Below are 23,096 nucleotides of genomic sequence, written 5' to 3'. Positions count from 1 at the left end.
CGGTCCGCTCTCCGCCGGCAACAGAACGAAAAAGGTCCTCCCATGCAAACTCCCAAACCCGTTGTCCTGACTATTCTCGATGGCTGGGGGCTGAGTGAGGATACATCCAGCAACGCGCCTGTTCTGGCGAACACGCCCACCATGGACCGGCTTTTCGCCACCTGCCCGAATGCGAGGCTCACCACGTTTGGTCCTAAGGTGGGGCTGCCTACCGGACAAATGGGCAATTCCGAAGTCGGTCATACCAATATCGGTGCGGGCCGCATCGTCGCCATGGATCTCGGCCAGATCGATCTTGCAATCGAGGATGGCAGCTTTTTCCGCAATGCGGCGATGCTTGATTTCGCCGCCAAGGTGAAGGCCGCAGGCGGTGTGGCGCATCTGATGTGCGTCGTTTCCGATGGCGGCGTTCATGGCCATATCCTCCACGGCCAGGCGGCGGTGAAGCTGATGGTCAGCCACGGCCTGAAGGTCGTGGTGCATGCCATCACCGATGGTCGTGACGTCGCGCCGCAATCCGCTGAAGATTTTGTGGCTGCGCTTGTGGCAAGCCTGCCGGAAGGCGCCAGCATCGGCACCGTGATCGGCCGTTATTATGCGATGGACCGCGACAACCGCTGGGAGCGTGTCGAAAAGGCCTATGACGCGATGGTCCTGGCCAAAGGCGAGCACGCCCGGGATGCGGTGAGCGCCGTTGCACAGAGCTACGCGAATAAAGTCACGGACGAGTTCATCCTGCCGACCGTGATCGACGGTTATGAAGGCTTCAAGGCCGGCGATGGCCTGTTCTGCCTGAACTTCCGTGCTGACCGCGCGCGTGAAATCCTGCTTGCCATCGGTGCCGATGATTTCGACGGTTTTGCGCGCGAAAAGCCAGTGCTCTCGGCGCTGCTTGGCATGGTGGAATATTCTACCCGGCACAATGATTTCATGACCACGGCTTACCCGAAGCGCGATATCGTCAACACGCTTGGCGCCTGGGTGGCGAAGCAGGGACTTACGCAGTTCCGCCTCGCCGAAACGGAAAAATATCCGCATGTGACGTTCTTCCTGAACGGCGGCAAGGAAGAGCCGGAAGTCGGTGAAGATCGCTTCATGCCGAAATCCCCGAAGGTCGCGACCTACGACCTGCAGCCGGAAATGAGCGCGCCCGAGGTAACGGAAAAATTTGTCGAGGCGATCGGCAAGGGTTACGATCTCATCGTCACCAATTACGCCAACCCTGATATGGTCGGCCATACCGGTGATCTGCAGGCCGCAATCAAGGCCTGTGAAGCCGTGGATCGTGGCCTCGGTGCGGTGGTTGCCGCACTCGAAAAAGTGGGAGGCGCAATGCTTGTGATTGCCGACCACGGCAATTGCGAAACCATGGTCGACCCGGTGACCGGCGGCCCGCATACGGCGCACACCACAAATCCGGTTCCGGTGATCCTTTTCGGTGGCCCTGAAGGTGCGAAGCTGCATGACGGTATTCTCGCCGATGTCGCGCCCACTCTGCTGCAGCTGATGAATGTGCCCTTGCCGCCGGAAATGACGGGCAAGAGCCTGATCGACCTTTAATCAAACGTCGTCGCGCGGCAGCATTTCACCCCCGCGCGACCGTCTGTTTCAGGTTCCGAACGAGCGTTTTAAGCTATGACTGCTTCGCGTAGAGGCGGTCGTGCGCCAGCATGCCGGCAATCATGGCGCAGACGAAAAGAACGACTGGCATCAGCCCAAGGCCGACAGCGGAGAGTGCCGGGCCGGGGCAGAAACCGGCAAGCCCCCAACCGATGCCGAAAATTGCCGAGCCGGTTATCAGCGGCCCGTCGATGCGGGTCTTTGCTGGAAGGCGGAAATCGTCGGCGAGAACGGGCTTGGCGAGACGTCTGCTGAGCAGCACGCCCGGCGCCGCGACCATAACGGCACCGCCAAGAACGAACATCAGGCTCGGGTCCCAATGGCCGCTTGCGATGTCGAGAAAGCCGGAAACACGCGCCGGATCGACCATGCTCGACAGCGAAAGGCCGAATCCGAACAACGCTCCTGCAAGCAATGCAAGTGCAATACGCGCTACGGCCGGATTTTTCATGACAGGGCTCCCGCTATCGTCGCAGTAAAGATGCCGGCGATCAGGAAGGTGGCGGTTGCGGCGATCGAGCGCCGGGAAAACCGCGCCAGCCCCATGATGCCATGGCCGGAGGTGCAGCCGGAGCCCATGCGTGTGCCAAAACCTACCAGCAGACCGGCAATCAGGATGAGGGGCCAAGGGGCAGCGACGGTGATTGCGGGCAGCCGGCCGAATGCTGCGGCATGGATATAAGGTCCCGCCAGCAGGCCGGCGATGAAGGCGAGATCGGCAAGACGCCGCTGCCTGCCAAGAGTTCTGCCGATGATCCCGCTGATACCGGCAATGCGGCCGTTAAAGACAAACAGGAGAACGCAGGCGAGGCCGAGCAACATGCCGCCGAAAAGAGAAGACCAGTAGGGGCTCACGCGGTCTCCTCCTCCGGCGCGCAGAATATGGTGTAAAGCGCCTCGATCAGCTGCGCCGCTTTCGCTTCGCTAAGCTGGTAGAAAATTTGCTTGGCGTCACGCCGGGTTTCAACCACACCGGCTTCCCGCAGGACGCCCAGCTGCTGGGAGAGTGTAGGCTGGCGAATATCCAGCCTGGCTTCCAGCTCTCCCACGGAGAATTCTCCCTGCGCCAGCGTGCAGGCCAGCATCAGCCGCGCAGGGTGGGCAAGGGTCTTCAAAAGCAGCGCGACTTCCACGGCCCGTTCCTCCATGGCGGGAAGGGGAATGTCAGGAGTATGAAGGGGCTTTCCGGGCGTCTTTCCCTTTACCACGTGCTTCCCTCCAGCACATCAAGAGGGAATTTCAGGTAACGCCTGCCATTTGCCTCCGGCTCCGGCAGGCGTCCGCCGCGAATATTGACCTGCAGGGCATGGAGGATGAGCTTTGGCATCGGCAAGGTCCGATCCCGCGTTTCCCTGAGGTGGATGAAGCTTTCCTCCGTCATGCCGACCAGATGTGGATTGCTGCGTTTCTGTTCGCCCACCGTACTTTCCCATTTCGGCGCGCGGCCGCCGGGCTGATAATCATGGCCGGTGAACAGCCGTGTTTCGTCCGGAAGGGCGAGAATGTCCTGAATGGACGCCCAGAGTTCTCTGGCGCTGCCACCGGGAAAATCAGCCCGCGCTGTGCCTGAATCCGGCATGAAAAGCGTATCGTGCACGAAGGCGGCATCTCCCACCACATAGGTTACGGAAGCGAGCGTGTGGCCGGGCGAAAACAGCACGCGCGCTTCAAGCGAACCGATATTGAACCTGTCGCCCGCCTCGAACAGCCTGTCCCACTGCGAACCATCGGTTTCAAAGTCAGGCCAATTGTATTTTTCCTGCCAGAGCCGCTGTACGCCGGTGATCTTCGCGCCGATGGCGGTCTGCGCACCGGTCTTCTGCTTCAGGTAATGGGCGGCGGAGAAATGGTCGGCATGCGGATGGGTATCGAGAATCCATTCCACCGACAGGCCTTCGCTTTCCACATGGTTCAGAATGGCGTCGGCATTCATCGTTCCGGTTGCGCCGGATTTCTCATCGAAATCATAGACCGGATCGATAATGGCGCAGCGTTTGGTCACTGGATCGGAAACGACATATTGCACGCTCCAGGTGCGCGGATCAAAGAATGCCTTGACGTGCGGAACCGCTGCCGCACGTCGCTCCAGCCAGCGGGTGGCGCCGGAAAGATCAAAGCCATGCGCCTTGCCAAACGCCTCGATGTCGCCGCGTTCCATGCGTCCGTCGAGCGCTTCCCCGAGCACATGAAGCGTGAGCGCACGGGTGCCACCCTTGCAATGGGCAAAAACGGGGCCTGCCGCTTCCGCCATTTTCTGTTGAAAGGCGCGGATATCGGCCTCAGTGATGGCAGGGCCGCTGACCGGGATGAAGCCATAGTCCATGCCTGCCGCCCCGGCGGCGCCTCTTTCCTGCTCATTGCCCGGTTGGCTCGGCTCTTCGCCATCCGGCCGGGCATTGATGACGCTTTTATAACCCTGCGCGGAGAGCGATTGGAAATCGGCGGTCATCGGCTGCCCCGCAACGGTCAAGCGCTCGTTGATCTTAACGACTTTCATCGACATCTCCTGTGGCAACAAATCAATATATATTATTGTATAATGTATATTGATCGATGGCAAGAGTGCGAGGTGCCTTCGCAGCTATCTGCGGCTTGTGGCGTGTTAGCGGAACATCCCCTGCGCCCGAGTGGCAGGGCGCAAGGCATGTGTGCGGCATCGATTAGAATTCACACTGGCCTCAGACGGCAAGCCTGCGGCGCGTCGCCTTCCAGCCGAGACAGATGGCTCCTACAAGCAGGACCGTCTGGGCGATCAGGAACGGTGGGTCATTGCCGTTCGGCGCCAGCTTGTTGAGCGTTTCGACCTTGAGAAAGGCCTGCACGATCAGGACGAACATGTTGAGATAGAGGCTCATCGTGGCGGTGATCGTGTAAATGATGCGCGCCCTGCCATTCAGACCGTATCCGTAAAGCGCGACAAGTGCGATTGCCAGAACGAGGGTCGATATGACGCCGACACCGAGTGCCGGCGTGAAATTTCCGATTGGGAACAGGAAGCCGGTGAGCGTGGTGGCAAGCGTGGTGACGAGGAATAGCGCCATCACGCGGGGCATCCATCGCCCTGCCGCATAAGCGGGCAGGGCGATCAGTCCGGTAGCAATGCCGATGAAGCTCAAGCCCACATGCAGTGCAGTGAATTGGGGAATGGTCAGTCCGAGGATCATGATACGTGTCCCTCTATTCGGGTTTGGCTGCACGATACCGGCTGGCGGCAAGTGCATGGGAGAGATTGGGCCGCAGCGCTGCACGCGCAGCAAGGAAATTTTCAAGATCGGCAGTGTCCGGCAGGGAGGGAATGGTCAGCGCTTCGCCAAGGTCGAGACCGGCAAGGGCAGCATCCACCATGTCATGGACATCCATGACCATCGCGGCCGGAATGGCATCGAGCCGTTCTTCCTCCCAGATGGCCGTGCGGGTTATACCTGGAAGAACGGCCTGAACCCGCACGCCAGAGGGTGAAAGCTGTGCCTGCAGCGCCTCGGTGAAAGCGAGTACGAAAGCCTTGGTGGCCGGGTAAACTGCGGTGAACGCTGCCGGCATCAGTGCTGTAACTGATGTAATGTTGATGATCGTACCCTTTCCATCGGCGGCAAGGCGCGGCGCGATGGCCGCCGCAAGCCGCGTGACGGCGAGAACGTTGAGGTTGATCATCGTCGTCACATAGGCCGGGTCCAGCGCCGTGATCGCGCCGTCGCCAGCGATACCGGCATTGTTGACGAGGCCGGTGATCCGCCCGTCCTCACGCAGCCGCGCCTCGACCTTTTCGAGATCTTCCGCCCTGGAAAGATCGGCGGAGAGAACCTCGACGGTGATATGATGATCCTTTTCCAGCTGCGCGGCCAATGCCTTCAGCTTCTCGGCGCGTCGCGCCACCAGAATGAGATCGTGGCCGCGTTTTGCCAGACGTTCGGCATAAACCGCGCCGATGCCGTCGGATGCGCCGGTGATGAGAAATGTATTCTGTGTCATGTCCGTATCTCCTGTATCCGGTGGTTTCAGCCCTTGACGAAGGCGAGCAGGTCGGCGTTGAACCGGTCCTGATGGGTCTGTGTCAGGCCATGATCGGCTCCCTGATAGATTTTGAGCACCGCATGTTTGACGATCTTGACCGTGGAAAGCGCGGAAGCGCCGACCGGCACGATCTGGTCGTCATCGCCGTGCAGAACCAGCGTCGGCTTGTCGAAAGCTTTCAGGTCCTGATGGAAATCGCTTTCCGAAAAGGCGCGGATACTGTCGAGCTGACCTTTCAGGCCGCCCATCATGCCCTGCCGCCAGAACTCATCACGGATACCTTCGGATATGACGGCGCCTTCGCGGTTGTAGCCGTAGAAGGGAATGGTCAGATCCTTGAAGAACTGGCTGCGATTGTCATAGGTGCCCTTACGGATGCCGTCGAAAACATCGATTGGCAGACCGATGGCGTTGCTTTCCGTCTTCAGCATCAGGGGCGGCACCGCGCCGATGAGAGCGATCTTGGCAACGCGGGCGGTGCCGTGGCGGCCGATATAACGTGTCACCTCGCCGCCGCCGGTGGAATGGCCAACCAGAATGAAGTCGTGAAGATCGAGTTGTTCGATCAACTCGGCCAGATCGTCGGCATATTGATCCATGGTGTTGTCATGCCAGACCTGATCGGAGCGGCCGTGGCTGCGGCGGTCATGGGCGATGGTGCGGAAACCGTTATTGGCGAAGAACACCATCTGTGCGTCCCAGGCGTCGGCGCTGAGCGGCCAGCCGTGGGAGAAGATGATGGGCTGGCCGTCTTTCGGGCCCCAGTCCTTGTAGAAGATGTGCGTTCCGTCTCTGGTGGTGATCGTTGTCATGGCTCTCTCTCCTGTTGCAGGGAGCTTGCTTGCGTCCCGTGGGAATAGAGATACTCTTGACGCAGCCGGGGCTGGATTGGCGCTTCTGACAGAAAGCGAGCCGAAACTGACAAAAACGGGGGTTGGGCATGGCGGGTGTAACGGGAAGCGCGCTGGAAGTGGGGCTGGTCCTCTATCGGGACTGCCAGATCGCCATGGTGCATGGCATCACCGATCTTTTCGCCATCGCGTCGGTATTTTCACAGGATCGCGGCGGGCCTAAATTGCGGGTCAGCCATTGGAGCATGGGCGAAGGCGGTGAATTTTCCCGCTCCTATGACACGGACCCCGGCGGGCCGGGGCATCCCGATATCTTCGTTGTGCCCGGCCGGTTGACCGGGCCGGCTGAAATCGAGGAAGCCGAGCCTTACGCCCGCTGGCTGCTGAACCGGCACGCCCAGGGCGCGACGCTGGCTGCCAGTTGCGGCGGGTCGTTCATGCTCGCGGCCACCGGGCTTCTGGCTGGCCGGCCGGCGACGACCCACTGGTTGTTTGCGGAACGTTTTCGGAACCGATTTCCCGATGTCCGGCTGGAGATAGACAAGATCGTCATCGAGGACGGCGATATCATCACGGCCGGCGGGTTGATGGCGTGGACCGATCTTGGCCTGCGCATCGTCGACCGGCTGCTCGGCCCTTCCGTGATGATCGAGACCGGCAAGTTTCTGCTGATCGACCCGTCAGGACGGGAACAGCGTCATTATAGTAGTTTCGCCCCAAGGCTGACACATGGCGATGAGCCGATCCTCAAAGTGCAGCACTGGTTGCAGGCCCGTGCCGGGCGGGCGACAAGCGTTACCGACATGGCCGGCCATGCCGGGCTGGAGGAGCGAACCTTCCTGCGCCGCTTCAAGGTGGCGACCGGCATGAAGCCCATCGAATATGTCCAGCACCTGCGGGTCGGCAAGGCGCGTGAATTGCTGGAATTCACCCGCCGTTCGGTCGACCAGATCGCTTGGTCGGTGGGTTATGAGGATGCTGCCGCCTTTCGTCGGGTGTTTCACCGCATTCTCGGCCTCTCACCGGGAGAGTATAGAAGCCGCTTTTCCAGCGGTTCGGCCATGGTTGCTGCCTGAGGTTGATCCGATGGGGGTGGTGGTACCCGGCACTTGCAATGTGGCCGGTGTTTGCTAACATGCCAGACAAGTTTAAAACAGGTGGGCCGGAATGGACGTCGAGAGCAGCACCAAGCAAGTATCGCTTGCGGCGAAAATCAGTTCGGCCTTGCGACGGGATCTGGCGGAAGGGGTATTCCGCCCGGGTGACCGGCTTCCGAGCGAAAGCGAATTGACGCGGGAATATTCAGTCAGCCGAACGGTCGTGCGCGAGGCCATCGCCATTCTTCGTGCCGATGGCCTCGTTGAAGCACGCAAGGGCGCAGGGGTCTTTGCTGTCGAAGCCAAGCCGGCAAAGGAACTGCCTTTTAACGATCTCGCCGTGGGTCGCATTTCCTCGGTCATCGAACTGCTGGAACTGCGGACCGTGTTCGAAGTGGAATCCGCCGGGCTGGCGGCCTCGCGCCGTTCCGCCGTGCAGGTGGAATCGATCGTGGATGCGCATCGGCGTGTCGGTGACTGTCTCGCCGCCGGGCTACCAACGCGGGACGCCGATTTCGAATTCCATCTCGCCATCGCGCAGGCCACGCAGAACAGGCGGTTTCCGGAGTTTCTTCAACTCATTCGGTCCGGTATCATTCCCCGCGGCGAATTACAGGGTGCCGCGCCGGGGTCGCGCCCCAAGGATTACAACCTCCACCTTCAAGAGGAGCACGGCAAGATCGTCGATGCCATTATCGAGGGAGACGCCGATGCCGCGCGCCAATATATGGCCTCGCATCTGCGCGGCAGTCTCGAGCGATACAAGGTGCTCTTGCGGTCCCGCACCGTGGCTGAGTAAGGCAGAAATAGCTGATATGGCAGTAAATTATGCGTTGGCCCGTCGGTAAAAGGCCAGGGAAGCAGCAAGCGTCAACAGCGCGCCGCCGCAGATGCGGTCGAGCCATAATGCTCCGGACTTGCGCAATATCCTGACTGCCTGCGCGCCGAACAGGGCGTATGCGAACATCACGATGAAATCGATGCCAGCGAAGATCAGCGCAAGTACGGTATATTGCTGAATCTGCGGCGCGGCGGCATCGATGAATTGCGGCAGGAAGGCCGAAAAAAACAGGTATCCCTTGGGATTGGTCACGGCGACGAGAAAGCTCTTCAGGAAGATCGAGCGCGCCGATGCGGCCCTGTTTGCCTCTGCAGAGCCGAGAGCGCCGTCAAGCGTCCCTCTTGAACGCAGAAGCATGATGCCAAGGTAAACAAGGTAGCAGACCCCGGCCCACTTGACGACACCGAACCAGAACTCCGAGGCGGCCATAAGAGCCCCCAGTCCCAGTGCAACCGCGCCGATCAGGACGAAATCCGAAAGGACGGCACCAGCCACGCCGATCATCGCGCGACGCACGCCGAATTTCGAACCATTGGCAAGCGCCAGCAAGACGGTGGGGCCGGGTGTTGCAATGCCGATAAAGGCGACCATGGCAAAGGCCAGGAGCGTCACGTCGATCATATTTTCCTCCCCCGAGGCAGCAGACACGAGCGGTCAAATCGCCACGAATTTCCATGTCAGCCTTCTGTGGGCAGGGAGAATACAGCGTTTTGCGGTTGTGGCAATGTGGGCTTCTTTAGGGAAAGAAGAACGCCGCAACCGCCGCCTGGGCAACGCTGTGCCTGTATACCCCCGCGCTTGCCGATATCGATTTTGGCGTCGGATGCTTGACAGCCTGCAACACCTGTGACAACTTTACCGTAGTTGTCAGACAGGATGTGCTCCTTGCACGTTCGGTGACTGGCAAGGGAGGAATCATGTCAAAAAGACGCCTTTCGCTTTATGGCTTGTCCGGCCAGATCGGAAGTATTGCGGTCACGCTGCTTGGATTGCTGCTGCTGACCTTTTTCATTGGCCGCCTGATGCCCGCCGACCCAGTGCGGGCCATTGTCGGTGAGGATGCGACCCGTGAAACCTATGAACAGGTCTATCACGCGCTCGGCTTTGACCGCCCGCTGTGGCAGCAGTTCGTCTATTATCTCGGAGATGTCTTCACCGGCAATTTCGGAACGTCGATCCGCACGGGCCGCCCCGTCATCGAGGACATCATAAGCGTGATGCCGGCGACGATCGAGCTTGCGACCTTCGCCATCCTGATCGGTGCCGGACTCGGCATCCCCATGGGCGTTTACGCCGCCGTGAAGAAAGACCGCTGGCAGGATCATCTTGTGCGCGTTCTCAGCCTGTTCGGCCATTCCATGCCGATCTTCTGGACCGGCATGATCGCGCTGATCGTTTTTTACGCCCATCTCGGCCTCGTTGGCGGTGGTGGCCGCATGGACCAGTTCTATATCGGACTGGTGGAGGAGCGGACGGGCTTTCTGCTGATCGACAGCCTGCTTGCGGGTGACATGGAGGTCTTCCGGTCGGCCATCAACCACCTCATCCTGCCAGCTGCCCTGCTGGGCTATTCCTCCTCTGCCTATATCACCCGCATGACGCGCAGCTTCATGCTGGATCAGCTGGGGCAGGAATATGTGACGACCGCGCGTGTCAAAGGCCTGTCGCAGCGGCAGACGGTGTGGCTGCATGCTTTTGGCAATATTCGCGTGCAGCTGGTCACCATCATCGCGCTGGCTTACGGTTCGCTGCTGGAAGGAGCGGTCCTCATTGAGACCGTCTTCGCCTGGCCGGGTTTCGGGCAATATCTCACCAGCAATCTTATCATCGGCGACATGAATGCCGTGATGACCTGTGTACTGATCGTCGGCGTCATCTTTATCGGGCTCAATCTCCTGTCCGACATTCTCTACCGCTTTTTCGATCCGAGGACCCGCTGATGACGGCCCGTGCTGAAACTTCCTTCCGTCTTCCGGTGCCGCTGAACGCGCTGAAGAACATTATCATCTTCCTCCTCAAAAGCCCGACATCGGCTTTCGGCCTGCTGATCTTGCTGCTGCTCGTCATCTCGGCGATTTTTGCGCCCTGGCTCGCGACGCATGATCCTTACGCACAGAATCTCGCCAACACGCTGCAGCCCCCGGGCAACGGCCATGTCTTCGGGACGGATGAGCTGGGGCGCGATATCTATAGCCGTCTTCTCTGGGGCGCTCGCATCACGCTCACCATCATCACGCTGGTATCGATCATCGTCGGTCCCGTCGGCCTTCTGGTCGGTACGGCATCCGGTTATCTCGGCGGCAAGTTCGATACGGTGATGATGCGCATAACGGATATCTTCCTGTCTTTCCCTAGCCTCATCCTGTCGCTCGCCTTCGTCGCAGCACTGGGTCCGAGCCTTAATAACGCGATCATTGCAATTGCGCTCACCTCATGGCCGCCGATTGCGCGTCTTGCCCGCGCTGAAGCCATGACCTTTCGCAAGGCGGATTACATTGCCGCTGCAAGGCTTCAGGGCGCGTCGCCGCTGCGCATCATCGTCAAGTCGATCATGCCCATGTGTCTCCCCTCGGTTCTCATCAGACTGACGCTGAACATGGCGACCGTCATTCTGACCGCTGCAGGTCTGGGCTTTCTTGGCCTCGGCGCGCAGCCGCCGCTGCCGGAATGGGGAGCGATGATCGCCACCGGCCGACGTTACATGCTGGATAGCTGGTGGCTGGTGACCTTTCCCGGCATTGCGATCCTGTCTGTCAGTCTCGCTTTCAACCTCCTCGGTGATGGGCTGCGGGATGCGCTCGATCCGAAGCAGATGAACCGGAGATAGGAACATGGAAAAACCAATCCTTGATGTTGAAAATCTCCGTATCCGTTATGGTGGCTCACCCACCGAGGCGGTGCGCGGCATCTCCTTCACGCTCGGTCGGGAGCGGCTCGGCATTGTCGGTGAAAGCGGTTCGGGAAAATCCACAGTCGGACGCGCTCTGTTGCGCCTCCTGCCTTCGGCAACGATCACCGCTGACAGGCTGGCTTTCGACCGGCTCGATCTTCTCTCCCTCGATGAGAAGGAGATGCTGAAGGTTCGTGGCCGGCGCATGTCGATGATCCTTCAGGATCCGAAATTCTCCCTCAACCCCATCCGTCGGGTCGGCGATCAGGTGACGGAGACCTATCTGCGCCACTTCAGGGCATCAAAAGCCGAGGCACGGGAAAAGGCGCTGGCGATGCTGGATGCGGTGAAGATCCGCGATGCCTCACGTGTCTACGAGCAATACCCGCACGAAATCTCCGGTGGCATGGGTCAGCGCGTGATGATCGCCATGATGCTGCTTGCCGATCCCGATCTCGTCATCGCTGACGAACCAACTTCGGCGCTTGATGTGACGGTGCGGTTGCAGGTGCTGAACATTCTCGACGGTCTGGTGCGCGATCGCGGCATCGGCCTCATCATGATCAGCCACGATCTCAACCTTGTGCGCAATTTCTGCGACCGGGTGCTGATCATGTATTCAGGCCGCGTGGTGGAAACGCTGGCCGCCCGCGATCTCGATCAGGCGCAGCATCCCTATACGCGCGGCCTTCTGGCGGCACAGCCGCGTATCGGCGGTGCGCGCGCACCGCTCGCGGTGCTGGACCGCCGCCCTGAATGGCTGGAGGAGAATGCATAATGGCCGTTTCTGTCGAAACCCGCGATCTTTCCATCACTTTCGGCAGCGGCAATACTGCACTGAAAGTGCTGCCTTCGGTGTCGTTCCGTGTCGAGCCCGGCGAATGTTTCGGGCTGGTCGGTGAAAGCGGTTCGGGCAAGTCCACCGTGTTGCGCTGCGTCTCAATGCTCAACGATTTCTGGACAGGCGACATCCTCATCGACGGCAGATCGGTGCGAGACGTGCCGCTGATCGAGCGCTGCCGCATGTTGCAGATGGTGTTTCAGGACCCCTATGGCTCTCTGCATCCCCGCCAGTCGGTGCGCACCGTGCTTGGTGAATCGCTTGCGATCCACAAGCTCGGCGACCGCGAGGAGCGCATGCGCAAGGTCATCACTGATGTCGGCCTGCCGGTGTCTTTCCTCGACCGTTTCCCGCACCAACTCTCCGGCGGCCAACGGCAGCGCGTGGCGATTGCGAGGGCGCTGATCCTGGAACCGTCGCTGCTGCTGCTCGATGAGCCGACCTCGGCGCTCGATGTCTCGGTCCAGGCGGAAATCCTCAACCTCTTGCAGCGGCTGCGGGAAGAGCGCGGTTTCACCTATATCATGGTGACCCATGATCTCGCCGTGGTCGATCACATGTGCGATCGCTTCGCCGTGATGCTGCGTGGCGAAATAACCGAAATCCTGCCGCGCGAGGCCATTGCTGGCAACGATGCAACGCATCCTTATGCGCGCGAACTGATCGGCGCCTCACTGGAATATGAAGGCGCGTGACGGCTCCAAGAACGTGACCGTCCTCCTCCGGGGCGCCACGGATAATAACAGCCCCCTTCCTTGCCCGGCCTCCCCGCCGGGCATTTTTTTTGGGAGGCAGGCCGAAGATAGAAAAGACCGGTGGTAATCGGGCCTTGGGCTGCTGACAAACGGGGCCTCTCCGCCGTCATGCCGGACTAGATCCGGCATCCAGCTACGGGGTGTCTGCGCCATAAGAGGAGTCTTACGCGATCAAGGACTTGATCGGGCTGGACCCCGGATCTAGTCCGGGGTGACGGAGTGCGGATGCCTCACTTTTGGGGAATATTTCGGCTTTGTAAGGCCTCGTTGGCAGCAAAAAAGCGCGGGGTTAGCCGCGCCTTTTCTTACTCGCAGATATGGCGCCGATTATCGCTCCTTGCTCACCACTTCAAACCTCGAGAGCCAGGGACTGACGATCATGCCCTTGACGTCGCTGCGGAAGGCTGCGGTGTCGACCACTTCGGAGAAGGGCTGAATGGACATGACGATTTCATCCATATAACCCTGCAGGTCTTCATAAAGCTTCGTCTGTTTTGCCGCATCGCGCTCGACAAGCGCTTCCTCGATCATCTTGTTCAGCTTTTCGTCGAAGAAGCTGGTGCGCCAGCTCTGGTAATTGGTGAGCTTGGCGTCATCGGCATTATTGGGGTTGTAGGCAATCGAGCGCAGGTTGTTGTCCGGGTGCGGCTGCTGGCCGCCGCCACCGCGGCCGAGCAGCAATTCGAAGTTGCGCTCGCGCATCGCACCATAGATCTGGTCGCCGGAGCCGCTGATCAGCTCGGCCTGAATGCCTGCCTGGGCGAGCGTGTTCTGGATCGCCGTTGCGGCTTTCATGAACGGGTCTTCCGAAAGCACGCGCAGCGTTGTCTTGAACCCATCAGGATAACCGGCCTCGGCCAGAAGCGCCTTGGCTTTTTCAATATCGAGCTTGTAGCCCTGATCCGGCAGCGCACCCATGACGCCGGTGCTGAGGGAGCGCTGATGCAGCTTGCCGTAATAGGGCATGACCGCCTTGTCGAGACCATCGTAATCAATCAGGTAACGCAAGGCCTCGCGCACCTTCTTGTTCGCGAATTTCTCATCCTTCATCGAAACGCTGAGGTAATAGAAACCGGAGCCCGGTGTGGATTCGATGGTGACGGCCTTGTCGGCCTCAAGTGATTTCAGATCCGGAGCCTGCAGGGAATAGGCAACGTCGATATCGCCCTTTTCCAGCATGAGCCGCTGCGACTGCGATTCCGGCAGATGACGCATCAGGATGCGCTTCATCTTGGCCTTTTCACCCCAATAATCGTCGTTGCGGGTGAGGATGATATATTCGTTGGATTTCCACTGGGTCAGCTTGAAGGGGCCGGAGCCGGCGGAATTCAGCGTCAGCCATGCGCCGCCGAGATCGCCATCCTTCTCATTCTCAAGCGCGGTCTGGCTGTCGATGATCGAGCCGGGACCGTTCTGGGCAAGGATCATCAGCAGAAGGTTGGGATCGTCGGGTTTGGGGATATTCAGCACGAAGATCTGATCGCTTTCGGCAACGAAAAGCTTGTCGGCCTCTTCGAGTTTGAAACCGCGGGTTTTCAGAAAGGATGATTGCGCCAGGTTGCGGGCGAGCAGCCGTTTGAGGCTCCATGCCACATCCTTTGCCGTCACGGCATTGCCGGAAGCGAACTTGGCATCGGCACGCAGATGGAAACGGATCGACTTCCGGTCTTCGGCTATTTCCCAGCGTTCGGCAAGGCGCGGCTGGACGCTGCGGTCCTCAGGCGAAAGCACGATCAGGGTGTCATAGATATTGTTCAGAACCTGCACGGTCTCGCGGCCGGTGATGGCGGCGGGGTCGAGTGTGAGGATATTGCTCATGGTCGTGGCGACAATGAGCTGGTCCTTTGGCGTTTCGGCAAAAGTGCTGAGCGGCATGGCGCCGATCAGCAGGGCGCCAAGTGCTGCTGTTGCTAGAAAATGTTTCATCTTTCCTCCCAATACGGCCGCTTCATACGGCCTTCCACGTTTCGATCCACGTGCCCGGTTCCTCCTCGGGCGGCGTGTGATCAACCAAGAATATCTTTGACTGGCGTGGCCAGGGCCCGGCCGATCGCCGCTGTCGCCGGCGCGTCCAGATGCACGCCGTCCACCGGCGAAGCACTGGCGACCGAACCGGCGTCGAAGAAGTGATGTCCGAGTTCGGTAGCGAGTTTTTGGTAAAGCGGTGCAAGCCTGAGCGATTGCCCGACATCCCGCCCTCCCGCCGGTTCTCCACCCGGGCCTGCAACGCAGGGCGGTGGGGCAACGATCAGCAGTTTCGGTACCGCTTCTCGCGGCTTGTAGATGAAGGTCTCGACGATCTGCGCTAACCGGCGCATGCCGGAAACGGCGGCTTCCGCGCGTCCGCCATGCACCGGTTTGATGTCATTAGTGCCGAGCATGATTATGACGAGGTCAAGCGGCATATGGCACGAGAGCGCTATTTCCAGCGCCCGCGCGCCGTTGCGGCAGGCCGGACCGGCGTGGTCGTCGTAGCAGGTGGTTCGTCCGCCAAGACCTTCGGGGTAAACTTTCACCATGCCGGCAAGCTCGATTTCCAGAACCTCCGGCCAGCGATATGCGGCGGGGTGCCTGAGGCCCGTTGCCGGGTCCGCGCCCCAGGTGAGGCTGTCTCCGAAGGCGAGCACCGTTTTCATCGCCCGTTACCTCACCCGGTTGTTGTCGATGAAGGTAAAATCGATGTCCTCGCCAAGGCCCGGCCGGTCGGGAACGTGGACAAAGCCATCCCGGTCCATCGGATCGGACAGAGACTTCAGATAGTCGTGGCCGTCATCATATTCGAGGAAGGGATGTAGCAGGCCACGCTCATACCAGCGGCAATTCTTGGTGGCGGCAACCACATGCAGGTTCATGGCGGTATTTCCATGCACTTCGCACTCCATACCGAAGGCTTCGGCCAGATGCATGGTCTTCAGCGCCGGTGTGATGCCCCCGACATCGTTGACGCCGGTGCGCAGAATGTCGCAGGCGCCGGCCTTGATCCATTCGGCACGGTGCCAGTGTTTGCCGGCCGCACTTTCCGGGCCGACGACCGGAATATCGAGATTGTCGGAAAGCCACCTGTAGGAGGACAGCGACTGCTCATCCATCGGCTCCTCGATCCAGTCAAAACCGAGTTTTTCGAGGCCACGGCCCAGCGCCAGCGCATCGGTGCGGGAGTACCAGTGGAAGGCGTCAATCATCAGGCGGATATCGGGGCCGACCGCCTCGCGCACGGCCGCGCAGGCCTTGAGGTCCATCTTCACATCCGGCGCCCAGCTGACGGGCGGCATCCACGTGTGCAGCTTGATGCCCTTGTAGCCGCGCTTCACCAGTGCCTCGGCAAAGCGGCCGTAGTCGTCCGGTTTCGCCAGCCCGCCTTCCAGTTCGTCACCGCACATGATGGAGCCATAGGCGAGTACCTTGTCGCGATAACCGCCGATCAACTTGTATACAGGTTGATTGAGGGAGCGGCCGGCAAGGTCCCATAGCGCGCAGTCAACCACCGCCAGCGTGCGGTCAGTCAGTTGGGCGGCCGAACCGCGCTGCCAGTGGGCAAGGTCCTGCCACAGCCGTTCGCGGTCTCGATGGTCCTCACCGATCAGGACTTTCTTGACGAATTTTTCGATGACATGCGGGCGAACTATCTCTTGCGCGGTAAAAGAATGGCCCTCGTGGCCGTCCTCTGTCCGGATCGTCAGCATGGCCTGTTCCACCTGATGCGCCGGACCCGGATGCGCGTGGCCGGCACTGTCCGAGTGCCGACGGGTCGTCGTGCGGAAAACACGGACCTCGACGTCGGTAATGATCATAATTCCTCCCTCATGCAGGTGTCTCGGCGTTGTTGGTCGCCGCAATGTCATACATGTATGCAATATTTGTCAACATGTATGATAATTTGTATTACATGTTGGAGGGAGAAATCAAGGTCATTTGTGCTTGACGGTGCGCAGGTCGACGGTGAGGTACAGCCACTGGCGGATTTGCCTCATCCCAAAAAAAGACCCGAGGAAGCGTGAGGGCGGCCTGTGTGGAGGGATAGTCCACAATTTTAGTGTATTATTGAATCGCGCAATGATCTTTCAACAATGGCCGGGACTATAAACGAACATGCCGCGCCAGTTGCCGCCGTCATCATGCATGCTGTGTGAGCATGCGTCGCATCGGGCGGTCGTTCCAAACCAGGATGGCTGCGTTTGCGTCGCTGAGTTTCAACTCGTTTCCGGATGCACGCCCATGCCCCTTTCCCATATCTCCCATTTCGCCTTTCTTGTCCCGGGCAACTATCATGACGATGATCCGGGACAGGGGCTGGAAGAAACCCTGCAGCTTTTCGAAGCAGGAGAGGCGCTGGGTTATCATAGCGCCTGGGTCCGCCAGCGCCATCTGGAGCGGGGTGTTTCCTCTGCGGCGACTTTCCTCGCTGCGGCTTCGCAACGAACCAGACGGATCGGGTTAGGCACCGCCGTTATTCAACTCGGTTACGAGAACCCATTCAGGCTGGCGGAGGATCTGGCCACCGTGGATGTCCTGTCGCGCGGACGGCTGAATGTGGGGGTTTCGGTGGGCGCACCGCCCTTCGCCCATCTTATTTCCGACTATGTCGATACGGTTGTCGACGCGGACTACAGCCACGCGCGCGCTGAGAAGCTGGCGAGGGCGCTGCGATCGGAGCCGCTGTCGAACGAGACGGAGGCGGGCAATGCGGCCGGTGCGCAGGTGCCGCGGCTTCGGCCAGTCGCCAAGGGGCTGACGGACCGGTTATGGTATGGCGGTGGATCGCAGAACTCTGCGCGCTGGGCTGGCAGGGCAGGGTTCAACCTTCTGACGGGCAATATTGTCAGCGGCGAGAATACCGATGATTTTCTGACCGCTCAGGCGGCTCTCGTTGCTCGCTTCCGGCAGGAATGGGCGCATGAGCGCGAACCGCGTGTCGCTCTTGGCCGCGTGATCCTGCCAACCGATAGCGCAAGCCCCGCCACGCGCCGCCGTTACCAGGAATTCGTTGCCGAGCGGGACAAGCGCACGACCTCGCCGCATGGGGCGCGCCGCACGCTTTTCCTGCCGGATATCGTCGGGACGACGCATGAGATTCTGGAAAGATTGTCTCGCGACCCCGTTCTGCCGTTTGTCTCGGAATTCCGCCTCGAACTTCCCTATGAATTCCAGCCGGACGATTATCGCCAGATCGTGGCGGATTTCGCCTCTGTCCTGCCGCAGCTTTCCGGCGAAAGGCCGGTTTTGAAAGTGGCGACGGGGCAATAACGTCGTCACCTCCCGCCATTCGACTTTCAATGGAAGCCGGCGGGAGGTCGACTGAGCGACATTGCCGCATCCGTCCTTCAATCGGGGTACGGCAGGCCATAGCGGTCGCGGATCGTCGTGGCTTCATATTCGCGCGGGTAAACCCCGCGATCCTGCAGTACCGGAACAACTTGTTCGACGAATTCAGCGATATCATCGGGCGCCCGTGGCGGCTGTAATGTGTAGCCGTCCACTGTGCCATCCTGCCAGAGGTCGATAATGCCGTCCGCTACCTCTTCCGCCGTGCCGAGCAGCAGCCGGTGGTGCCCTTCCGAGCGGCGTACGGCCTCGCGGGCAGTCAGTTTTTCATGGGTCAGAAGATCGGAAAGGCCAAGGCCCATGCCTACCGCCCATTGCCGGTTCTGATCGGGGATGAAACGCTCGGCATCGAGTTTTGCGTCGGGGTCGAAATCGCGAGGCTCTATGCCGTTTTCTCTGGCGAAACGTGCCAGGAGACCGTCTTCCGAACCGGCGCCGCTGTAGAGTTCGTGTTTACGCAAGGCTTCCTGCCGGGTTTCGCCGAGAATGACGACGAGGCCGGGAACGATGCGGATGCCAGAGGGATCGCGCCCGAGGGAGACGGCGCGGTCGCGGACCTTCTTGCCAAAGGCCTGCCCTGCGGGACGTGACAGAATATTGCAATAGATGATCTCGCCATGGCGTGCCGCGAGATCAATGCCGCCTTCGGAGGCGCCGGCCTGCGCGATAACGGGATGCCCCTGCGGCCCGCGCGGAACGTTGAGGGGGCCTTTGACATGGAAATATTGCCCCTCATGATCGATGGTTTCGGCTGTCGCCGCATCCCAGAAGCGGTTCTCCGGCACGTCGCTCTCGCGGCGGGGGTCCCAGCTAGACCAGAGCTTTTTTGCGACATCCAGAAATTCGGTAGCCTTGGCATAACGTTCGCTGCGCGGCGGCAGCGGGTCATTGCCAAAATTGGCGGCAACATTGGGATTAAAGGAAGAAACGATATTGACGATCAGCCGGCCGCCGGTGACGAGATCGATGGATTGAGTTCGTCTGGCGAAATTATAGGGCGAATTGTAGGTGGAGGACACGGTTGCCACAAAGCCGATATCCGGCACCTGTGCGGCAAGCGATGTCGAGAGGATGAGCGGATCAATGGTGTGGAACGGCCGGCTTGCCGGGTCGGTCAGCAGTGCCGGGTGGTCGGAAAGGAAAACGGCGTCGAACCGGCCCTTATGCGCCAGTTCCGTCAGTCGTCGGTAATATCCGATATCGTTTATATCGTGCCGGTCTCCGCTCCGATATTTCCAGGCACTGGCGAGATATCCTGTCGTGTTGATGCCGACGTTGAGATTGAGCCGGCGTTTGGTCTTGCTCATGCTGCCACTTTTTCTTTCGGGTCTGTTGGATTATCGGCCTGTATGGCCGCGCAATTGCGGGAAGCGTAACAGCCGGGGGGCCGGTCGCGAGTTAAAAATCCTTGCTGTGCGGAGAAGAAAAACTTTCGTCTCCAGTTTCACCCGCGCGTGGTCGATCTGATCGATGCCCGACAAAAATCCCAGCGAAATCCTGCTTTTATCGAAAGGATATTCCGCCATGCGGCGCATGAGCTGGTAAGATGGAAACGAATTTCCTCAATCGCGTTTGAAATAGTACACTTTTTCTATAGAAAATGTTTTATGGCGTGTAGCGTGCCGTCCAGATCGCAATTTCGAGGACGAACGCCATGGCCAACGCCGCTCTTCGCCAGGGAACCCAACCCGTAACGGTGTGGTATACACGCTGCCCGGCACCCACGCCGCTTTCCATCGCAACGCAACTGGGCTGGATTGAGCAGAGTTTTGCCAACCACGGCATCTCCGTTTCGTCCATTCGCGATGCGGCCGATCCAGCCATTCGCCAGAGTCATTTTGATCATCGCCTGGACTGGTCATTCCGTCAGGGCGGCAACATCCCACCGATCTGGGCGAAATCCGGTGGCCGGAAAACACGGCTGGTGGGGCTGACAAGAACCGACGAGTTCCAGGCCGTCATTGCCTTGCCCGCAAGTGGCATAAGCAAGGGAAGCGACCTGAAGGGGCGGCGCATCGGTCTGCCGAAGCGCCCGGACGAGATCATCGATTTCCAGCGCGCCACGTCGCTCAAGGGGATCGTGTCGGCGTTGACGGTCTCGGGGCTTTCCATCGCAGATGTCGAGCTTGTCGAGCTTGCCGCCAAAGAACCCGTGCTGCTCGGCCCGACGGAGGAACGGTTCCACGGCCTGCGCCGGCGGCTTCCCTATGGCGAGGAAATCGCAGCATTACACCGGGGCCAAATCGATGCATTTTTCGTCAAGGGCGCGGAAGGCGTCACTGTCGCCAATCTCATCGCCGCGCAGGTCGTGGTATCGACGGGTTTTCACCCTGATCCGAAGATCCGCATCAATAACGGTACGCCGCGTCCCCTGACCGTGGACGCCACTTTTGCCGATGAGCGGCCGGATCTGGTAGCGGAACTGGTGGCCACGGTTCAGCGCGTTGCGGATTGGGCAAATGACAATCCGGGGGAGGCCGTGCGTTTCATCGCTCGCGAGATCGGCGTCAGCGAGGAGGCGGTTCTCGCTGCGAATGGCCCGGACGTATATCGCAATCTGAGACTCGATCTCGATCCGGCTGAGCTGGATGCGCTCAGTCACTTCAAGGATTTCCTGCTGCAATGGAAATTCATTCCCGAAGATTTCGATGTGCAGGACTGGGCCGATCCACGCGCCCTCCGTGCACCGCAGGATACCGCGCACCATATTGTTGGGAGATGATAACGTCATGGCAGCCATCATTCTTGTAACGGGTGCAACGGGCAAGCTCGGGCAAAGGGTCGTCAGCCGTCTTTTGCAACGTCAGGCGGAGGTTCGGGTCCTGACCCGCCGGCGCGAAGACGCGCTGAAGCTGTGGGGCGACAGGGTCGAGATTGCGGAGGGTAATTTTTCCGATCGGGCCAGCCTGAAGGCGGCGGCGCGGGGGACCGACAGGGTGTTTCTGCTTTCGCCCATCGGGGAGACGCTGGCGGCAGACCAGAAGACGGTCATCGATGCCGCTCTCTCCGCCGGCATATCGCGGATCGTGAAAATATCCGGTTCCGACTGGACTATTGGAAATGCTGCACGCTCGATTTCGGGAGCGGCGCATGGCGAGGTGGAACAATATCTGGCGGCAAGCGGCATCGCGCATACGGTGTTGCGGCCGAACGCCTGGATGCAGGTTGCGCTGGAGCCTGTTGTCGCCGCGCTTCGCAAAGGCGAGGACGTGCCCGCCCGTTTCGGCGATGCGGCGGTCTCCTTCATCGATGCCGACGATATTGCCGATGTCGCTGTACAGGCTATGGCTTCAAGCGCACCGCTCGTCGGCCCATTGGTGCTGACCGGACGCGAAGCGCTGACGGCGCTGGAAATTGCCCGCATTGCGGCCCGTATCCTGCATCGGCCCGTTGGCGTTTCGCACCATGCTGCCCCCGTCTTTCCGCCGCATATCGGCGCTTTCGAACAGACGGCGATCGGTGAATTCGGAGAACTCATCCGCGAAGGTTTCGCCGCATCTATCACCGACTTCGTCTACCATATCACCGGCCGCCAGCCCCGCAGTGTCGAAGATTATCTGCGCGCGCGGCTGACGACTGCCCCACAGGGCGATCATTCCGAGGGAGAAAAGACATGGCGCTGACTGTTCCATTGCCCGAAGATTCTGAGCTAAAGGGTCTTGAGCTGAAAGGCCCGGCCGATTTCGACGACAGCCCGCTCAGTCGCTCCATAAAGCAGCCCCTGATGCTCGGCCTGTTCCTCAATCTGCAGGATATCAATTTCTCCAGCTTGCCGACCAGCAACAGCTGGACCTTCGATTACAATGTCGAACTGGTGAAGCGTGCCGAAGAGCTCGGTTTCGAAATCGCCTTCAGTCGCACGCAATGGCTGCCGAAGGGTGGTTATGACGGGGAATCCTCGCTTGACAGTTTTATTGCGCTCGGCGCCATGGCGGCGGTGACGAAGAGCATTTTGCTGATCTCCACCATCCACGTTCTTTACGGGCCCCTGCATCCGCTGCATCTCGCCAAATATGGCGCGACGCTGGATCATATCGCCAAAGGGCGCTGGGGCATCAACATTGTCACCGGCCACCGTGCCATCGAACATGAAATGTTCGGCTGGCAGCGGATCGATCATGACAAGCGTTATGACATGGCGGGGGAATTGTTCGATGTGCTCCACCGCCTTTGGGGAGAAACCGAAAACTTCTCTTATGAAGGCAAGCTTAACCCGTGGGCGATCAACAATGGCTGGATCACGCCGAAGCCCGCCTTCGGTCGCCCGCCACTGGTGACGGCGACCGGTTCTCCCGCAGGCATCGATTTCGCCGCCCGTCATTCCGATCTGGTTTTTGTCACTTCGCCGGGCGGTGCGCATATAGACAGTGCGCTCGAAACGCTTCCCGATCATGTCGCCACCATCAAGAACCGCGCCAAAGCCTATGGCCGGCAGGTGAAGACGATCATCAATCCGATCATTGTCAGTCGCGATACGGAGAAGGAGGCGATCGCCTATGCCGATGCCATCGAGGCCGGAAAGCCGCAGCCCGGCACGCGTGCTTTCGCCACCAACAATTACGACAGTGATGCCCATGCCTGGCGCGGACGCGGCGATGCACGCCACAAGCAGGGCCGCAATCTCGGTGGCAATATCGAAATCATCGGCTCGCCCGAACAGGTGGTCGAGCAGCTTGTCGGCCTGAAGAAGGCGGGGATCGATGGCGTTCAGCTGAATTTCTACGATTTCCGCGAAGACCTCGATTATTTCGCCGAGCGTATTCTGCCCTTGATGAAGGAGGCGGGCCTGAGGCTCTGACGCCTTTCCAGCCCTGATTTTCCTATCCGAAGCCAATCCTTCGCAATCGTCCGATTGCGAAAACGATATT

General features: G+C 59.9%; 23 protein-coding genes. 11 read left to right on the top strand and 12 right to left on the bottom strand.

Features of this window, described 5'->3' with window-relative positions; genetic code table 11:
* The first annotated feature begins 42 nt into the window (after positions 1-42).
* The gene (gene gpmI / locus HQN82_RS16145) at positions 43-1,560 is read left to right on the top strand and encodes a 2,3-bisphosphoglycerate-independent phosphoglycerate mutase (protein ID WP_004445529.1); all 1,518 of its coding nucleotides are present in this window, start codon (positions 43-45) and stop codon (positions 1,558-1,560) included.
* Positions 1,561-1,633: 73 nt separating this feature from the next.
* On the opposite strand, the gene HQN82_RS16140 is transcribed toward gpmI, so the two are convergent.
* The 7 genes from HQN82_RS16140 to HQN82_RS16110 all read right to left on the bottom strand — a co-directional run bounded on the left by HQN82_RS16140 (position 1,634) and on the right by HQN82_RS16110 (position 6,443).
* A complete protein-coding gene (locus HQN82_RS16140) occupies positions 1,634-2,071 on the bottom strand; it encodes a YeeE/YedE family protein (protein WP_035206857.1) in 438 nt (145 codons plus the stop codon).
* Positions 2,068-2,475: a YeeE/YedE family protein gene (locus tag HQN82_RS16135; protein WP_035206858.1), complete on the bottom strand. Its 408-nt coding sequence runs from the start codon at positions 2,473-2,475 to the stop codon at positions 2,068-2,070. The genes HQN82_RS16140 and HQN82_RS16135 overlap by 4 nt, the downstream gene beginning before the upstream one ends.
* A complete protein-coding gene (gene bigR / locus HQN82_RS16130; RefSeq protein ID WP_045531466.1) occupies positions 2,472-2,768 on the bottom strand; it encodes a sulfite-sensing transcriptional repressor BigR in 297 nt (98 codons plus the stop codon). Before bigR ends, HQN82_RS16135 begins: the two co-directional genes overlap by 4 nt.
* Positions 2,769-2,821: 53 nt before the next feature.
* Positions 2,822-4,117 carry a bifunctional sulfur transferase/dioxygenase Blh gene (gene blh / locus HQN82_RS16125; RefSeq protein ID WP_135855605.1) on the bottom strand — a complete coding sequence of 432 codons (1,296 nt, stop codon included), beginning with the start codon at positions 4,115-4,117 and terminating at the stop codon, positions 2,822-2,824.
* A gap of 181 nt (positions 4,118-4,298) precedes the next feature.
* Positions 4,299-4,784 (bottom strand): hypothetical protein, encoded by a 486-nt coding sequence (locus HQN82_RS16120; protein WP_173615221.1) that lies wholly within the window; start codon positions 4,782-4,784, stop codon positions 4,299-4,301.
* 13 nt (positions 4,785-4,797) lie between these two features.
* The gene (locus tag HQN82_RS16115; protein WP_173615220.1) at positions 4,798-5,589 is read right to left on the bottom strand and encodes an SDR family NAD(P)-dependent oxidoreductase; all 792 of its coding nucleotides are present in this window, start codon (positions 5,587-5,589) and stop codon (positions 4,798-4,800) included.
* 26 nt (positions 5,590-5,615) lie between these two features.
* Complete coding sequence (locus HQN82_RS16110) at positions 5,616-6,443, bottom strand: alpha/beta fold hydrolase (protein ID WP_173615219.1); 828 nt, start codon at positions 6,441-6,443, stop codon at positions 5,616-5,618.
* 128 nt (positions 6,444-6,571) lie between these two features.
* Between HQN82_RS16110 and HQN82_RS16105 the strand changes: the two genes are divergently transcribed.
* On the top strand, positions 6,572-7,558 hold the full coding sequence (locus tag HQN82_RS16105) for a GlxA family transcriptional regulator (protein WP_173615218.1): 987 nt from the start codon (positions 6,572-6,574) through the stop codon (positions 7,556-7,558).
* A 91-nt stretch (positions 7,559-7,649) separates the two neighbouring features.
* Positions 7,650-8,378, top strand: coding sequence for a FadR/GntR family transcriptional regulator (locus HQN82_RS16100; protein WP_004445516.1), 729 nt, complete (start codon positions 7,650-7,652; stop codon positions 8,376-8,378).
* A gap of 27 nt (positions 8,379-8,405) precedes the next feature.
* On the opposite strand, the gene HQN82_RS16095 is transcribed toward HQN82_RS16100, so the two are convergent.
* Positions 8,406-9,041 (bottom strand): LysE family translocator, encoded by a 636-nt coding sequence (locus HQN82_RS16095; RefSeq protein ID WP_173615217.1) that lies wholly within the window; start codon positions 9,039-9,041, stop codon positions 8,406-8,408.
* A 296-nt stretch (positions 9,042-9,337) separates the two neighbouring features.
* Between HQN82_RS16095 and HQN82_RS16090 the strand changes: the two genes are divergently transcribed.
* From HQN82_RS16090 to HQN82_RS16075, 4 genes are read left to right on the top strand one after another with little or no spacing between them, the layout of a single operon-like run.
* Entirely contained in the window at positions 9,338-10,360 is a 1,023-nt protein-coding gene (locus HQN82_RS16090) for an ABC transporter permease (protein WP_004445514.1), read from the top strand.
* Positions 10,360-11,247 carry an ABC transporter permease gene (locus tag HQN82_RS16085; RefSeq protein ID WP_173615216.1) on the top strand — a complete coding sequence of 296 codons (888 nt, stop codon included), beginning with the start codon at positions 10,360-10,362 and terminating at the stop codon, positions 11,245-11,247. Before HQN82_RS16090 ends, HQN82_RS16085 begins: the two co-directional genes overlap by 1 nt.
* 4 nt (positions 11,248-11,251) lie before the next feature.
* Positions 11,252-12,088, top strand: coding sequence for an ABC transporter ATP-binding protein (locus HQN82_RS16080; protein WP_173615215.1), 837 nt, complete (start codon positions 11,252-11,254; stop codon positions 12,086-12,088).
* Positions 12,088-12,846, top strand: coding sequence for an ABC transporter ATP-binding protein (locus tag HQN82_RS16075; RefSeq protein WP_006698450.1), 759 nt, complete (start codon positions 12,088-12,090; stop codon positions 12,844-12,846). The genes HQN82_RS16080 and HQN82_RS16075 overlap by 1 nt, the downstream gene beginning before the upstream one ends.
* A 387-nt stretch (positions 12,847-13,233) precedes the next feature.
* On the opposite strand, the gene HQN82_RS16070 is transcribed toward HQN82_RS16075, so the two are convergent.
* From HQN82_RS16070 to HQN82_RS16060, 3 genes are all read right to left on the bottom strand, one after another.
* Complete coding sequence (locus HQN82_RS16070; protein WP_004445506.1) at positions 13,234-14,832, bottom strand: ABC transporter substrate-binding protein; 1,599 nt, start codon at positions 14,830-14,832, stop codon at positions 13,234-13,236.
* An 80-nt stretch (positions 14,833-14,912) separates the two neighbouring features.
* Positions 14,913-15,542: an SGNH/GDSL hydrolase family protein gene (locus HQN82_RS16065; RefSeq protein ID WP_173615214.1), complete on the bottom strand. Its 630-nt coding sequence runs from the start codon at positions 15,540-15,542 to the stop codon at positions 14,913-14,915.
* Between the two features lie 6 nt (positions 15,543-15,548).
* Positions 15,549-16,697: a mandelate racemase family protein gene (locus HQN82_RS16060; protein ID WP_173615213.1), complete on the bottom strand. Its 1,149-nt coding sequence runs from the start codon at positions 16,695-16,697 to the stop codon at positions 15,549-15,551.
* A gap of 424 nt (positions 16,698-17,121) precedes the next feature.
* Here HQN82_RS16060 and HQN82_RS16055 point away from each other — a divergent pair, with 424 nt between their 5' ends.
* Complete coding sequence (locus tag HQN82_RS16055; RefSeq protein ID WP_173615212.1) at positions 17,122-18,150, top strand: LLM class flavin-dependent oxidoreductase; 1,029 nt, start codon at positions 17,122-17,124, stop codon at positions 18,148-18,150.
* A gap of 77 nt (positions 18,151-18,227) precedes the next feature.
* Here the strand turns inward: HQN82_RS16055 and HQN82_RS16050 are convergent, their stop codons facing one another.
* On the bottom strand, positions 18,228-19,535 hold the full coding sequence (locus tag HQN82_RS16050) for an NtaA/DmoA family FMN-dependent monooxygenase (RefSeq protein ID WP_173615211.1): 1,308 nt from the start codon (positions 19,533-19,535) through the stop codon (positions 18,228-18,230).
* 347 nt (positions 19,536-19,882) lie between these two features.
* Here HQN82_RS16050 and HQN82_RS16045 point away from each other — a divergent pair, with 347 nt between their 5' ends.
* From HQN82_RS16045 to HQN82_RS16035, 3 genes are read left to right on the top strand one after another with little or no spacing between them, the layout of a single operon-like run.
* Positions 19,883-20,950 carry an ABC transporter substrate-binding protein gene (locus HQN82_RS16045; protein ID WP_173615210.1) on the top strand — a complete coding sequence of 356 codons (1,068 nt, stop codon included), beginning with the start codon at positions 19,883-19,885 and terminating at the stop codon, positions 20,948-20,950.
* A gap of 7 nt (positions 20,951-20,957) precedes the next feature.
* Positions 20,958-21,851, top strand: coding sequence for an NmrA family NAD(P)-binding protein (locus HQN82_RS16040; RefSeq protein WP_173615209.1), 894 nt, complete (start codon positions 20,958-20,960; stop codon positions 21,849-21,851).
* Positions 21,842-23,026 carry an LLM class flavin-dependent oxidoreductase gene (locus HQN82_RS16035; protein WP_173615208.1) on the top strand — a complete coding sequence of 395 codons (1,185 nt, stop codon included), beginning with the start codon at positions 21,842-21,844 and terminating at the stop codon, positions 23,024-23,026. Before HQN82_RS16040 ends, HQN82_RS16035 begins: the two co-directional genes overlap by 10 nt.
* Positions 23,027-23,096 lie beyond the last annotated feature (70 nt).

Origin of the sequence: Agrobacterium pusense (assembly GCF_013285525.1) — a bacterium.
GTDB lineage: Bacteria > Pseudomonadota > Alphaproteobacteria > Rhizobiales > Rhizobiaceae > Agrobacterium > Agrobacterium pusense.
This window is presented reverse-complemented; position numbering and strand designations above follow the sequence as displayed.